Annotated in this window: 11 protein-coding genes; 6 read left to right on the forward strand and 5 right to left on the reverse strand. The window is 67.6% G+C overall.

Features of this window, described 5'->3' with window-relative positions; all coding sequences use genetic code 11:
- Positions 1 to 7: 7 nt before the first annotated feature.
- Complete coding sequence (gene treY, locus ACQP0C_RS29195; protein WP_433725064.1) at positions 8 to 2,446, forward strand: malto-oligosyltrehalose synthase; 2,439 nt, start codon at positions 8 to 10, stop codon at positions 2,444 to 2,446.
- Positions 2,447 to 2,543: 97 nt separating this feature from the next.
- Here treY and ACQP0C_RS29200 read toward each other — a convergent pair whose 3' ends face one another.
- A complete protein-coding gene (locus ACQP0C_RS29200) occupies positions 2,544 to 3,713 on the reverse strand; it encodes a DUF2235 domain-containing protein (protein WP_433725066.1) in 1,170 nt (389 codons plus the stop codon).
- Positions 3,714 to 3,862: 149 nt separating this feature from the next.
- Entirely contained in the window at positions 3,863 to 5,098 is a 1,236-nt protein-coding gene (locus ACQP0C_RS29205; protein ID WP_433734688.1) for an MspA family porin, read from the reverse strand.
- Here ACQP0C_RS29205 and ACQP0C_RS29210 point away from each other — a divergent pair.
- Both ACQP0C_RS29210 and ACQP0C_RS29215 read left to right on the forward strand, forming a co-directional pair.
- The gene (locus ACQP0C_RS29210) at positions 5,019 to 5,255 is read left to right on the forward strand and encodes a hypothetical protein (RefSeq protein ID WP_433734835.1); all 237 of its coding nucleotides are present in this window, start codon (positions 5,019 to 5,021) and stop codon (positions 5,253 to 5,255) included. The two genes, ACQP0C_RS29205 and ACQP0C_RS29210, sit on opposite strands and share 80 nt — an antisense overlap.
- Positions 5,256 to 5,280: 25 nt before the next feature.
- Complete coding sequence (locus tag ACQP0C_RS29215; RefSeq protein ID WP_433725068.1) at positions 5,281 to 8,034, forward strand: helix-turn-helix transcriptional regulator; 2,754 nt, start codon at positions 5,281 to 5,283, stop codon at positions 8,032 to 8,034.
- 344 nt (positions 8,035 to 8,378) lie between these two features.
- Here the strand turns inward: ACQP0C_RS29215 and ACQP0C_RS29220 are convergent, their stop codons facing one another.
- A complete protein-coding gene (locus ACQP0C_RS29220) occupies positions 8,379 to 8,606 on the reverse strand; it encodes a hypothetical protein (RefSeq protein WP_433725070.1) in 228 nt (75 codons plus the stop codon).
- A gap of 85 nt (positions 8,607 to 8,691) precedes the next feature.
- Here ACQP0C_RS29220 and ACQP0C_RS29225 point away from each other — a divergent pair, with 85 nt between their 5' ends.
- Both ACQP0C_RS29225 and ilvA read left to right on the forward strand, forming a co-directional pair.
- Positions 8,692 to 9,126, forward strand: coding sequence for a nitroreductase family deazaflavin-dependent oxidoreductase (locus ACQP0C_RS29225; RefSeq protein WP_433725072.1), 435 nt, complete (start codon positions 8,692 to 8,694; stop codon positions 9,124 to 9,126).
- A 96-nt stretch (positions 9,127 to 9,222) separates the two neighbouring features.
- Positions 9,223 to 10,581 (forward strand): threonine ammonia-lyase IlvA, encoded by a 1,359-nt coding sequence (ilvA, locus tag ACQP0C_RS29230; protein WP_433725074.1) that lies wholly within the window; start codon positions 9,223 to 9,225, stop codon positions 10,579 to 10,581.
- Between the two features lie 75 nt (positions 10,582 to 10,656).
- Here the strand turns inward: ilvA and ACQP0C_RS29235 are convergent, their stop codons facing one another.
- Positions 10,657 to 11,907, reverse strand: a complete 1,251-nt coding sequence (locus tag ACQP0C_RS29235) for a serine hydrolase domain-containing protein (protein ID WP_433725076.1) — start codon at positions 11,905 to 11,907, stop codon at positions 10,657 to 10,659.
- 101 nt (positions 11,908 to 12,008) lie between these two features.
- Positions 12,009 to 13,733, reverse strand: coding sequence for a malto-oligosyltrehalose trehalohydrolase (treZ, locus tag ACQP0C_RS29240; RefSeq protein WP_433725078.1), 1,725 nt, complete (start codon positions 13,731 to 13,733; stop codon positions 12,009 to 12,011).
- 105 nt (positions 13,734 to 13,838) lie between these two features.
- Between treZ and ACQP0C_RS29245 the strand changes: the two genes are divergently transcribed.
- Positions 13,839 to 14,453: a class I SAM-dependent methyltransferase gene (locus tag ACQP0C_RS29245; RefSeq protein WP_433725080.1), complete on the forward strand. Its 615-nt coding sequence runs from the start codon at positions 13,839 to 13,841 to the stop codon at positions 14,451 to 14,453.
- Positions 14,454 to 14,721: the final 268 nt, after the last annotated feature.

A 14,721-nucleotide genomic window follows, 5' to 3' on the forward strand; every position in this document is an offset into this window, starting at 1 on the left:
AACGCCGATGACCGAGACCCCCAAGATCGAGACGCACACCCATCACACCGATCCCATCTCCCGCGGCCGCGCCACGGCCCGGCATACCCCGGTCCGCAGCACCTACCGACTCCAGCTGCGCCCGGACGTGTTGACCTTCACCGATGCCCGCGCGATCGCGGAATACCTACAGCAGTTGGGGATTTCGCATCTGTACCTGTCACCGATCCTCACCGCGGCGGTCGGATCGACGCACGGCTACGACGTCACCGACCCGACGACGGTCTCGGCGGCCCTCGGCGGCCCGGGCGGACTCAAGGCGCTCGCGGACGAAGTGCGCAGCCGCGGTATGGGTCTGATCGTCGACCTGGTGCCCAACCACGTCGGCGTTGCCGACCCCCGGCAGAACCCGTGGTGGTGGGATGTGCTGCGCAACGGCCGCGAATCGAAGTTCGCGCACTTCTTCGATATCGACTGGAGCGCCGGCAACGGCGCGGGCGGGCGCCTAGCGCTGCCCGTACTGCAGAGCGAGAACGATCCGGCCGCGCTGACCGTCGACCGATCCGGTTCGGAACCGATGCTGGCACTGCACGATTTGCGCTTCCCCATCGCGGCGGGCACCGACGGCGACAACGCGCTGCGCATCCACGACAAACAGCACTACCGGCTGGTCAGCTGGAAGGCCGGACTGTGCACCTACCGACGGTTCTTCGCGGTCAGCAGTTTGGCCGCGGTCCGGCAGGAGGACCCCGAGGTCTTCGAGATCACCCATCGGGAACTGGCCGCCTGGTGCGAGCACGATCTGATCGACGGCGTCCGGATCGACCATCCGGACGGATTGTCCTATCCCGCCGCGTATCTGGCGAAGCTGCGTCGGCTCATCGGCCCGCACCGGCTACTACTCGTCGAAAAGATCCTCGCCAATCGCGAACCGCTGGACGCCACCCTGCCGGTCGACGGCACCACCGGTTACGACGCCCTGTCCGACTACAGCGGGGTGCTGATCCACCCCGACGGCGAACAGGCGCTGACCGAACTGTCGCGCAAACTCGCCGGACACGGCAGCGATCGCGCCTGGATCGGCGAAACCGAACATCGGATCAAACGCGCGGTGGCGGAAAACATTCTGGCACCGGAGATCCGGCGGCTGGTCGCGGCGATCAAGCGCGATGCCAGAGCCGAGAGCTTCGACACCATGGCTTTGACCAACGCCACCATCGAGGTGCTGGCCTTCATGCCGGTCTATCGGGTGGATTACGCACCGCTCGCGGGGATGACCGGCGCGGTGGTCGCCGAGGTGGAAAAGCGCAATAGCGAACTGACGGTGCCGCTGAGCGTGCTGGTGGCCGCGCTGGCCACCGATGGCGAGGCGGCCGTGCGGTTCAGCCAGGTCTGCGGCGCGATCACGGCCAAGGCCGTCGAGGACACCATGTTCTATCAGGCGGCGCGACTGGTCTCACTACAGGAGGTGGGCGGCAACCCGGCACGATTCGGCCACTCGCTCAACGAATTCCACCTCTCCAATAGCGAACGCGCACAGCGCTGGCCCGCCACCATGACCACCCTGTCCACCCACGACACCAAGCGCGGCGAGGATGTGCGGGCCCGGATCGGGGTACTGTCCCAGGCCGCGGAGACCTGGGCGCGCGCCGTCGAATCCTGGCAGGACATCACCCCGGGCCCCGACGGCGCGACGACGCTGTTCTTATTGCAGAACATGTTCGGGGTCTGGCCCGCCGACGGCCGGCCCGCCTCCTCGGTGGCCGGGCTGCGCGAGCGACTGCATCTGTTCGCGGAGAAGGCCATTCGCGAGGCCGACGTCCATACCTCCTGGGAGGAACCGGATGCCGAATTCGAGACCAAGACCCACACCTGGCTGGACGCGGTGATCGACGGACCCGTCGGCTCCGAAATCGGAGATCTGGTGCACGAACTCGCGCCGCACGCCTGGTCGGATTCGCTGTCGCAGAAGCTGCTGCAACTGTGCGGGCCCGGGATTCCCGATATCTACCAGGGCTGCGAGCTGTGGGAGGACTCCCTCGTCGATCCGGACAACCGACGTCCGGTCGACTTCGCGGCGCGCGCCGGCCTGCTGCAATCGCTCACCGGCACACCGGCATTGGACACCACGGGCGCGGCGAAAATGTGGATCGTCGCCTATGCGCTGTGGCTGCGCCGCGAACGTCCGGACTGCTTTGTCGGCGGCACCTATCTGCCGCTGTTCGCCACCGGCGAGCAGGAGAGCAGACTGGTCGCCTACGCGCGCGGTCGGGTCGGTGAGACACCCGAGGTGGTCGTCGCCGCCACCCGGCACAGCCTCGCGCTGGCCGAAACCGGCTGGGGCGATACCACATTGGAGCTGCCGCAGGGCAGCTGGACCGACCGGCTGACCGGCCACACCTTCCAGGGCCGGGCCCGATTGGAGAAGCTGTTCGCCCGACTGCCCGTCGCCCTACTGGTGCGCTAGGGGGATGGCAGCCGACGGAGCTTGCGTAGTCGGCGGGGTGGGTGAGCTACGGGGATGGCAGCCGACGGAGCTTGCGTAGTCGGCGGGGTGGGTGAGCTCAGGGCTCCTCCGGCGCGATCGTGGTGACCGTGCCGGTCTTCTCGATCAGCGTCTCGGGCACCATCCCGTCGTGCTCGCGCAGCCAGCGCCGCAGATTCACGGGCCGATAGTCGGTGGCGTCGTGCACGGTGGAGGCCAGGCGCACGCTCCGGTCCCCGTTAGTGTAGATCCGCCGCCAGGAATCCCAGTAGAACCGCGGGTTCCTCGGCTGGCGAATGGTGCGCAGCACATTGAGGATTCGGTATCCGATGCTCAGCGAACCGTGCAGCTCCATATGGTTGTCCTCGGCTCGGCAGCGCTCGGCCAAGCCCTCCAGCCGCTCCCGGTCGAAGACCAGCCCGACGGCCTCCGCCTCACTCACCATCCAGCGCAGCGTGATGTCGGACAGCCCGCATTGCTTGTAACCGCCGCCGATATCGCTGTGCACGCCCTCGAACCACACCTGCTTGACGCGGTCGTAGTCGTGGGAGTACTTCACATCCGGTTCGACCGGCACCTCCCAGAGGCACGGTTCGAAGTTGCGGCGCCGCTCGTCGAGGGCGAGGGCCTGACGCGCGCAGTAGACATTGCGCCCGAGCTTCACATCGTGGAATCGGTGCCGCAGCGAGGTCAGTCCGGGCACGCCGAGCGCGCCGACGGTATCGAAGACCCCGATGAAGTCGATCTTGGCGGGACCGTCCCAGCAGTTCGCCTTGCGGAAGTCGATCCACTCCTGCGGCTCCTTGGGATCCGGATTCTCCGGTGTCCGCTGCGGCGCGGGTTGATGGTGAATCCGCAAGGCCTCCGGGTACTTTCCCTCGATCATGGCATCCGGTGTCATGATCCCGATGCGGCCGATCAGACCGGCCAGGCTGCGTGCGGTGAACGCGCCGCGGCTGAAACCGAAGATGTAGATCTCATCGCCCGGCTGCCAGTTCAATGCCAGATGCCAGTACGCCGAGGACAGATTCGCCTCGAGTCCGAGTCCGAACGCGCCGCCCATCAGGCGGTCGGCCAGGAAGCCGCGGGCGCCCGGCCCGGAAACATAGCTGACCCACTGCTGGATCGGCTCCCCCGACGGTCCCGGCGCCTCGTACCGGATCGTCTGCGCGATCTTGATGATATTCGATACCGTGCTGCTCGATTCGGCCTTCCAAGTACCGTCGCAGCAGACCACCAGTCGTTTCATAGGTAAAGATCCTCCGCCCCGATTACCGTCGAAACCTGCGTACTCGACTACCCGAATCATCGGCGGCCCAGGCGTGGACGTTAATGAAAACGTTGCCTTTCAATGGGACGACGGGCGCCGGACGGGATTTGCGCGAGTACCCGGTGCAGCTACAACCAGGTGGGGTCGCCGAAGACCGCACTCGAATCGTCGACCTCGGGGGAGATGGCATAGACATAGGCGAATTGCCGCAGGGTAACCGGACCGGTGCAGGCATCGACCTTGATGTGGAAGTCCCGGACCACCGTCTGGATGAGCTTGCCGGGGATCATCTCCTTCTCCGCCAGCGGAACCTCCGCGATCTCACCCGGCTGAAGGTTCAACGTGACCACCGGGTTGGGATTGACCAAGATGGGGACGTCGAGCCCGCCGTCGGCGATCTCGCTCCCGCTGGGCCCGTTCCCACTGATCTCGTTCCCACTGATCTCGTTCCCGCTGATCCCGTGCCCATCCCAGTCGGCCCAACTGGGCACGTTCGGCCTGTTGGGCGCGATCGGCCTGTTGGGCGCGATCGGCCCGTTCGGCGCGATCGGCACGTTCTGCGTGATCGGCCCGTTCGGCGCGATCGGCCCGTTCGGCGCGATCGGCCCGTTCGGCGCGATCGGCCCGTTCGGCGCGACCGGAACGCTCGGCGCGATCGGCCCGTTCGGCGCGACCGGAACGCTCGGCGCGATCGGCGCGACCGGCGTGATCGGCACGTTCTGCGCGTTCGGCGTGGGCGGCGCGTTCGGCACATTCTGCTTGATCGGCGTGATCGGCACGTTCGGCGTAGTCGACACGTTCGGTGCGACCGGCACATTCGGTGCGACCGGAACACTCGGTGCGACCGGAACACTCGGTGCGACCGGCACATTCGGTGCGACCGGAACACTCGGTGCGACCGGAACACTCGGCGCGACCGGCACACTCGGCGCGACCGGCACACTCGGCGCGACCGGAACGCTCGGCGCGACCGGAACACCCGGTGCGACCGGCACACTCGGCACAACCGGCGGGATAGGCAGGGTCGGCGTGATCGGCAGAGTCGGCAGCGGGATAGGCAGGGTCGGCGTGATCGGCAGAGTCGGCAGAGTCGGCGTGATCGGCAAGGTTGTCGGCAGTTCTGGCGTGGTGGTCGACAGGTTGTTCCAGGGCAGGGGTATAGGGATGATGAGGTCGGGTGTCGCGCCGAGGGTGCCCGTACCGATCGACACCGCACAGCCGACGTGGTAGCCAACCTTCAGCCTGCCCGTTACCGCCGCATCGATCTGACCGTAGGCAGTGGTGGTGACCAGCGCCTCCCGGGTAGTTCCCACCTGGTTGAGCGGCGCGATGCGGTTGATGGTCTCGTCCCTACTGCCCACCATGATGTTGCCGCCGATCGGCGATGCGACGGTCTTCTCATGCGGCGCCATGGAGACGACCTCGGCCGGTGCGGGTGCCATCGGCGACATTGCGGCGATCAAGACGCTGCCGCCCACCAGCGCTATCTCCGTCAACTTCGAGGGCATAACCGCACTGTAGTAGCACATGGCTATGGAAACGGGCTGTGACACGGCCCCGCATCGGATCGAACATCGCCGCGGCCAACGGCTACGGTTGGCAGATGCTCCATGGAAGACAAGCCGAACAAGCACAGCTCGATCGGCTTCTCGACCAGGCGCGGGCGGGCCGCAGTGGGGCGCTGGTGCTGCGTGGGGAGCCGGGGATCGGGAAGACCGCGCTCCTGGATTATGCGGCAGCGCAGGGGATCACCTCGGTGCGCAGTGCCGGGATCGAGTCCGAGGCGGAGTTGCCGTTCGCGGGGCTGCATCTGCTGATCAAGCCGGGGATAGCGCTGGTCGACGGGCTGCCCGCACCGCAGCGCGATGCGCTGCGCGGGGCCTTCGGGCTGGCGCACCATGATCCGGCGGATCGGATGCTGATCGGGTTGGCGGTGTTATCCCTGCTGGCCGAGGAGGAGGGGCCGCTGCTGTGTCTGATCGATGACGCGCACTGGCTGGATCGGGCGACGGCGGAGACACTGCTGTTCGTGGCGCGGCGCCTCGATGCCGAAGGGGTGGTGATCATCTTCGCGACGCGGACCGGCGACCAGGATTTTCCCGCACCCGGACTGCCCGAACTCGTGCTGACCGGCTTGCCGCAGGAGTCGGCGGCCGCACTGGTGGACAGCCGCGCTCCGGAGCTCTCACCCGCCCTGCGCTACCGGCTGCTGGCCGAGGCGGGCGGTAACCCGCTCGCGCTGCAAGAGCTGCCAGCCGTATTGGCCGCCGAGGCAACGGGATCGGGCCATACGAGCGGGCCGAATCCGCTGCCGTTGACGCAGCGACTCCAGGTCGCCTTCCACGGCCAAGTGACCAGACTCCCCGCCGCCACCCGGACATTGCTGTTGGTGGCCGCCGCCGCGGGCACCGACGATCTCACCACGGTGCTGCGTGCCGCCGACGGACTCGGCGCACGGTTGCCGGACCTGCAACCCGCCGCCGACGCCGGACTCGTCCACAGCGACGGACAGACCATGCGGTTCCGCCATCCGCTGCTGCGCTCGGCCGTCTACCAGGGTGCGGCACTGACCCAACGCCTCACCGTCCACGCCGCCCTGGCCGCCGCGCTGACCGACCCCGACAACGCCGACATGCGCGCCTGGCATCTGGCCTCGGCGGCGACCGGACCCGACGAAACCACCGCCGCCGCCCTCGAGGACACCGCCGATCGCGCCCGCCGCCGCAGCGGCTACTCCGGCGCCGTCGCCGCCTACGAGCGCGCGGCGGGTTTGAGCACCGATGCCGCGGCCCGGGTCCGCCGACTCGTCTCGGCCGCCGAAACCGCCGGTGAGGCCGGACAATTGGACCGCGCCAGCCGCCTCGCCGAACGCGCGGCCACCCAGACCACCGACCCACTGCTCTGCGCCCGGCTGGACCTGGTCCGGGCCACCGCGGAATTCGGTGCGGGCAAACCACTTTCGGCACATCGGCTGCTACTGGCCGGCGCCGATCTGGTGCGCACCGACGATCCGGCACGCGCCGCCCGCATCCTCATGCAGGCGGTGCACACGGCCTGGTACCTCGGCGCACCGGAACTGGCCGAGGTGGCCGAGCACATCAATGCGCTGCCCCTGCCCGGGTCCGAGCCGATGACGCCCATCGCCCGCTACACGGTCGCCGGCATCGATGGCCGATTCACCAGCGACCTGCGCGAAGCGGCCGCCGCGGCCCGGCGCAACGGTGCGGACAGCCCGCGCGATCTGGTGCAGATGTGCGGTATCGGGATGGTCGTCGGCCAGGACGAACAGGCCGCGGAACTGGCCAAGACCCTCATCGCCGAATGCCGCGACCAGGGTCGCATCGCCCTGCTGCCGACGCTGCTGTTCTTCCGCGCCGAGACCGAACTGTTCCTCGGCCGTCCCCGCGAGGGCCGCATCGCCGCGACCGAGGGCCTGCGGATCGCCCAGGACATCGGACAGCGGCACTGGATCAGCCAGATGTCGAGCTACCTCGCCTATCTGGCCGCCATCGAAGGTCGCGAACAGGACTGTCGAGAATTGGTCGATCGGGCACTCGCCGAAGAACTCGGCGGCGCCACCGCACCCGGTGCGCCATGGACGCTCGCGGCGCTCGGCATACTCGATCTCGGCCAGGGCAAGGTCGACAGCGCCCTCACACGCATGGAACTGCTCACCGTGGAACCGTCGCGCCACCACGTGATCGGTCTGCGCGCCCTACCCGACCTGATCGAGGCAGCGGTGCGCCTCGGCAGCCCCGAACGGGCCGGTGACGCACTGCAGCGACTACGGACCTGGGCCGAGGTGTCCCGACAAGAATGGGTAGTCGCTCTGGTCCAGCGGTGTATGGCATTGGTAGCGCCGGAAGCCAAGGCGGAGAAGCACTTTCAAGCCGCGATCGAGCGTGGCGCTCGCCCCTTCGAACAGGCCAGAACCCAACTGCTCTTCGGCGAATGGCTACGCCGCAACCGCCGAAAGACCGAGGCGCGCAACCAACTTCAGCCCGCCCTGGAAACCTTCGACCGCCTCGACGCCACCCCCTGGGCCGAGCGCACCCGCACCGAACTCGCCGCCCTCGGCGTCGGCACCGCCACCCGCCCGACCACCGGCGTCCTGGCCCGCCTGACCCCGCAGGAACTCCAGATCGTCCGCCTCGCCGCCCAGGGCATGTCCAACCGAGATATCGCGGCCCAACTCTTCCTCAGCCCCCGCACCGTAGGCCACCACCTCTACAAGGCCTACCCCAAACTGGGCGTCCTCTCCCGCACCGAACTCACCACCCTCCCCCTGGACACCGCCTGACCCACACCCCGGACACCAGCCCCCTGGACAAGCGATCACCATGCACTCACGCAGGTAAACCCCGAGAGCACCCCTGCACCAGCGCATTCTCGCTGGTTGGGTAGACCTGGCGGCGTTCGCCGGGGAGATGTCGGTGTTGCGCCTGATCTGAAGCTGGGAGCGGATCAGTGCGCGGCCGACCATGTTTGGTTCGGGACGTCCGATGCTCACCTGAGATTTCTCCCCGAGCACCACCCCCGAACTCCCCCGCACCCGAACGCCCAGCGCGCGGCCGACCATGCTCGGTCTGGGACGTCTGATGCTCACCCGAGATTTCTCCCCGCGCCCCCGGACACCCCGAATGCTCAGCGCCCGCGCGCACCCCGGTTTCGCGCACCAACCTGCCCGACAACCCACCGCCCAGCACCGATCGCGGCCGCGACCAGCACGGCAATCTGCAGCGATCCCGTGATCAGCGCTAGTACGAGGCAGATGACCAGTCCGAGGGCGAGCGCCTCGAGCTTGTACATCGGCCACGCGCTGCCCGCGATTTCCACCGCCGCGGGGCGGGTCGGGGGGTGAACCACTGCCATGGCGTCAGGCTACACGGATGCAGAAGTTCGGGCCACCTAACATTGTGCTGGGAACACTGGTGCGTCCGGCGGTGTTGCCGATGTCATGCCATTGACAGGTGAGTACGCACCGAGCACATCCGACTGGGCCCGTGAGCAGGCCGAACAGATCGAGAAGTCCGGCGGCGCCGAGGGCACGACGCTGCAGGGCAAACCCGTCATCGTATTGACCAGCAAGGGTGCGAAGACCGGCCTCTTGCGCAAGACCGCGCTGATGCGGGTCGAGCACAACGGCGAGTACGCGATCGTGGCCTCGCTGGGCGGCGCGCCGAAGCATCCCGTCTGGTACTGGAATATCAAGGCCGAGCCGCATGTCGAACTGCGTGACGGCGCCGAGAACAAGGACTACACCGCACGCGAGGTCTTCGGCGAGGAGAAGGCGCTGTGGTGGGAGCGGGCGATCGAGGTCTGGCCCGATTACGCGAACTATCAGACCAAGACGACCCGCGCGATCCCGGTTTTCGTCCTGACACCCCGGTAGATCCGACCCGATATCGGCCGGGAAACCGACCGTTTGCGCTCCTCAGACGCCCACCCGCCGCATCCGGTCGACGCGGCGGGTGGCAGCATGTTTCGGGTGTCCAATCCGCTTGAACTACTCGACGACCAGTCCACTACTCGTCCGACGCTGAGCGCGGACGAGATCGACGCCGCCGCCAAGCGAATTGCCGAAATTATCGAGCCGACCCCGCTGCAGCACAGCCCCCGGCTTTCCCAACTGACCGGCGCGCAGGTCTACCTCAAGCGCGAGGACCTGACGGCCGTGCGTTCCTACAAGCTGCGCGGCGCCTACAACCTGATCGTCCAGCTCACCGAATCCGAACGAGCCGCGGGCGTGGTCGCGGCCAGTGCGGGCAATCACGCCCAGGGTGTGGCCTTCGCCTGCAATGCGATGGGCATCAAGGGCCGCATCTACGTGCCGACCACCACACCGAAGCAGAAGCGCGACCGCATCCGGGTGCACGGCGGCGAATACGTCGAACTGATCGCGGTCGGGGAGACCTATGACGCCGCCGCGGCGGCCGCGGCCGACGATGTCGAGCGCACCGGCGCCACCATGGTGCCGCCGTTCGACGATCCGCGCACCGCGGCCGGACAGGGCACCATCGCCCCGGAGATCCTGGAGCAACTCGGCGGCCGGACCCCCGATCTGGTGGTGGTCCCGGTCGGCGGCGGCGGCTGCCTGGCGGGCGTCGGCACCTATCTGCGCAACCGCTCGCCCAGCACCGGCATCCTCGGCGTCGAACCGGCGGGCGCGGCCTCGATGACCGCCGCACTGGTCGCGGGCGGCCCGGTGACGCTGCCGGAGATCGACCCGTTCGTCGACGGCGCGGCGGTGCGCCGGGTCGGCCAGCTGCCCTATACCGCGATTTCCGCATTCGGCGGCCGGGTGGTCTCGCACGGGTCGCTGCCCCTGCTGACCGCGACCGAATCACCAAGGAGCGCCGGCGCTTTCCAGATGATGCATATCGACGAGGGCGCGATCTGCACGACCATGCTCGAGCTGTACCAGAACGAGGGCATCATCGCCGAACCCGCGGGCGCGCTGTCGGTGGCGGCGCTGGCAGATATCGCGGTCGAGCCGGGTTCCACGGTGGTGTGCCTGGTCTCCGGCGGCAACAACGATGTCTCGCGCTATGGCGAGATCATCGAGCGCTCGCTGGTCCACCGCGGCCTGAAACACTATTTCCTGGTGGACTTTCCGCAGGAGCCCGGCGCATTGCGGCGGTTCCTCAATGAGGTGCTCGGTCCCGATGACGACATCACCCTGTTCGAGTACGTCAAGCGCAACAACCGGGAAACCGGTGCCGCGCTGGTCGGCATCGAACTCGGCGCACCGGACGGACTCGGCCCGCTATTGGAGCGGATGCACGATTCGCCGATCCAGTGCGAACGTCTCGAACCGGATTCCCCGGCCTACCGCTACCTCACCTGAGCAACCAACCAGCAGCACGAATACGAACCGGCCGCGTGGACATGGTCCGCGCGGCCGGTTCTTTTTAGTCCTCGATTACGCGGCCTCGGGCGTCTCCACCACGGCGGCGGCCCGCCGGGTCGTGCGCAGGCCCGCCATGACCATCGGCAAAAGCCATGCGGCCGAGGCCTGATCGAAACTCAGCTGCCCCGCCGAGAGGCGGTTGTGCACGAATCCGACCGACAGCCCGAGACGCGGCTCGGCCCAGCCGAAGGAGCCACCCAGGCCGATATGGCCGAAGCCGCCGCGCGCGCCGGGCATCGGCAGCGAGTGGTATCCCAGATGCCAGAGCATCGGCGCGTAGAACAATGCGCGGTCGAGACGGAAGGTCCGAATCCGGCTCAGCGCCTCGATGGTTCGCGGTGACAGGTACTGCACACCGTCGGCAACGCCGCCATTGGCCAGCGCGCCGTACATGGTGGCCAGCGCCGGCGCGGTGCACACACCGTTGCCCGCTCCGAGTTCGGTATCGAGGATGGGCGGCAGCTCACCCTCCAGAATGGTCTCCAGCCCGGGCAGGAACAGACACCGTGCGGCCGCGCCGAGCGCACCGGGCAGACCATAGCTGTGGCCCAAAACCTTTGCGCTGATCGGCTTTCCGATCAGACTCAGCTGGGTGCCCGCCAGCGGCGCATAGGTCGTCGACGCGTGGGCAGGCGGTTTGCCGAGGTGGATGCCATCGATGCCGAGCGGATCGGCGACCTCGGTGCGGAACAACTCACCCATCCCGTGGCCGGTGACGGCGCGGGCCAGTCCGGCGAGCAGCCAGCCGAAGGTGAGCGCGTGATAGGCCGGAGTACCGAGCAGGTGATCGGGTTTCGCGGCGGCGAGGCGTTCCTCCATCAGCTGATGGTCGAGCACGTCCTCGAGTCCGGCGGCGATCGGGTTGAGACCACCGAGTCCGGCGCTGTGGGTCATCACCTGACGAATGGTGATGTCGCCCTTGCCGTTCTGGCCGAACTCCGGCCAGTACGCGGCCATCGGGGCCTCGTAGTCGAGCAGACCGCGATCGGCCAATCGGTGGATGACCGTGGCGGTGACACCCTTGGTCGCGGAGAAGACGATCGACCCGGTGTCCTGGGTCCAGGGCCGATCCCCCGCACTGCCGGTCCAGATGTCGACCAGCGGCTCGCCGTGCAGCCGCACGGCCAGGGCGCCACCCGCCCCCCGACGGCGCCCGAAGACCTTCGCGAATGCGCGTGCCAATGGTGCGAATTCGGCGGTGGCGCTGCCACCCACGCCATCGGGGAGATCCGCTAGGTCCCCGGGCGAAGCCACGTTGCTCATATACCAACGGTAATGGCGCCGAACGCGCTCGGCAATGATCCTGTCTCGGACAGTCACATTCAGCGATTTTCCGGTAATCCCACTGCGGGCGAAGGGTTTCGCTATCCAGTCTCGAGTATCACGAACGAGTGGCCCGGAATCCCGGTCGCGGCAATGCCTTCGGTCGCGGACTCCCACGACACCAGGGAATAACCGGCGATGGGCACGGTGACCTGCTCTTCGTCGAGATTGCACAGCAATGTCAACGGACCTCGGCGCACCGCGATCCAGCGGGCGCTCTCGTCATAATCGACGGATACGCGGGTCAGCCACGGGTCGGTGATCTCGGCTCGTTCGCGCCGCAAACCGATCAGTCTTCGATAGCACGCAAGTAGCCGAGTATGCCGATTCTGTGCCAGCTCGGACCAATCGAGCTTCGAACGCAGGTAGGTTTCCGGGTCCTGCGGGTCCGGTACATCGTCGGTGTCCCAGCCATGTTCGGCGAATTCGGCCTTGCGCCCGGTCGCGGTGGCCGCTGCGAGCACCGGATCGGTGTGCGAGGTGAAGAACTGGAACGGAGTACGCGCGCCCCACTCCTCCCCCATGAACAGCATGGGTGTATACGCCGAGAACAGCACCAGGGCGGCCTTGATCGCCAGCTGTCCGTCGGTGAGATAGGCGCTCGGGCGGTCCCCGAGCGCCCGGTTGCCGATCTGATCGTGAGTGCAGGTGTAGGCCAGTAACGCACTCGCCGGGACCAACCGGGTATCGATGGGGCGGCCATGGATTCGGCCGCGAAAGCTGGAATACGTTCCGGCATGGAAGAAGCCGTGCGTCAACGTGTGTGCCAGACAGCGCAGCGTGCCGAAATCGGCATAATAGCCCTGACGTTCACCCGAGACCGCTGTGTGCACGGCATGGTGCAGGTCGTCGTTCCACTGGCCGGTCAGTCCGTAGCCGCCCGCCGCAGGCGGGGTGATGAGTCGCGGATCGTTCAGATCGCTCTCCGCGATCAGCGACAGCGGCCTGCGCACATGTGCGGCAAGGCATTCGGTCTCGGCGGCCAGTTCGGCCAGTACGTGGGTCGCGGTGCGGTCGACCAGCGCGTGCACCGCATCCAGCCGCAGCGCGTCGATGTGGAACTCGCGCAGCCAGCGCAGCGCGTTATCGATAATGAAGCGGCGCACCGGATCCGAGGCCGGTCCATCCAGATTGAGGCTCTGCCCCCAGGTATTGCGGCCCTCGGTCAGATAGGGCGCGAAGCGGGGCAGGTAGTTACCGGACGGGCCGAGGTGGTTGTAGACGACATCGAGTGCAACCGCCAAACCCCGTGCGTGGCAGGCGTTCACAAAGCGCTGCAGCCCGTCCGGGCCGCCGTAGGGCTCGTGCACCGCATACCAGAGCACGCCGTCGTAGCCCCAGTTGTGGATGCCGTCGAAGGCATTGACCGGCATCAGCTCGACCATGGTGACGCCGAGTTCGACAAGGTGGTCGAGGCGTTCGATGGCGGCGTCGAAGGTGCCATCGGGGGTGAAGGTGCCCAGATGCAGTTCGTAGACGATCGCACCCGCCAGCGGGCGGCCGGTCCAGTCCGCATCGGTCCACCCGGCCGGATCCAGGGTGTGCACCGCCGAGCGGCCGTGCACGCCGTCGGGCTGCCTGGCCGAGCGCGGATCGGGCAGGACGGTCGGATCGTCGTCGAGCAGGTAGCCGTAGCGCGCACCGGCCCCGGCGGGGACCTCGGCCCGCCACCAGCCGTCGGCGGACCTCGTCATCGGATGCACGCTGCCGTCGACCTCGACCCGCGCCCGTTCCGGTCGCGGGGCCCACACCTCGAACAAGGTCACCGAGCCAGCATCGCATGCCGTCCGTCGTGCGGCCCGCTGACATCGGCCGCGCCCTTCGGTCAGCGCACCATTGCCCGCGCCGCGGCCCCCTGACACAGTGAAGCAGTGGGAATCTACAGCGATCGGGTCGTACCGCGCCTGGTGAATCTGGCCTGCGGAGCCAGGCTCAACAATCCGCAGCGCAAGCGCGCCTGCGCCGGACTGCACGGGCGCGTGATGGAGATAGGTTTCGGTTCCGGGCTGAATATCCCGTTCTATCCGGCAAGCATCGAGTCGGTCAGCGCGGTCGAACCCGCCGACCTCGGGTGGCGGCTGGCGGACAAACGGCTGGCGAAGGCCACCGTGCCGATCGAACGCGCCGGACTCGACGGCCAGTCGCTGCCCTTCGCCGATAACAGCTTCGACTCCGCCCTCTCCACCTGGACGATGTGCACGATTCCGGATATCGCGGCCGCGCTGGCCGAGGTGCGCCGGGTGCTCGTCCCCGGCGGAACCCTGCACTTCGTCGAACACGGGCTGGCCCCGGATCCGGGCGTCCAGGTGTGGCAGCACCGACTGAATCCGATCGAGAAGGCCATCGCGGGCGGCTGCAATCTCGACCGAAATATCCGCGGCATCGTCGAGGACGCCGGATTCGAGATCCGCGACCTCGACGAGTTCTACGCCGACGGACCCAAGTTCATCGCCGCACTCTCGTTGGGTGTCGCGGTCTCGCCATAGCCCAACCGGCTTTCCCTCGAAGCAGCGGTCGAGATCCCTTCCGAGTGCTGACCATCGGAGCGACCGGACTGATCCTCATCTCGGTGATACTGGCGCTCACCGCGACCCTGCCCATGCTGGTCGTGATCCTCGTATTCCTCTTGGGTGCCTTCGGATTTCGCGATGAATCCGGCACTGTACAACCGGGTATTCGCCCTGGCGGGCAATGCACATGCCGAATGCCCGGACCTGTACGCGGGTCCGGGCATTCGGCTGTTCGGCTAGTACA

Origin of the sequence: Nocardia sp. CA-129566 (assembly GCF_050956075.1) — a bacterium.
Lineage (GTDB): Bacteria > Actinomycetota > Actinomycetes > Mycobacteriales > Mycobacteriaceae > Nocardia.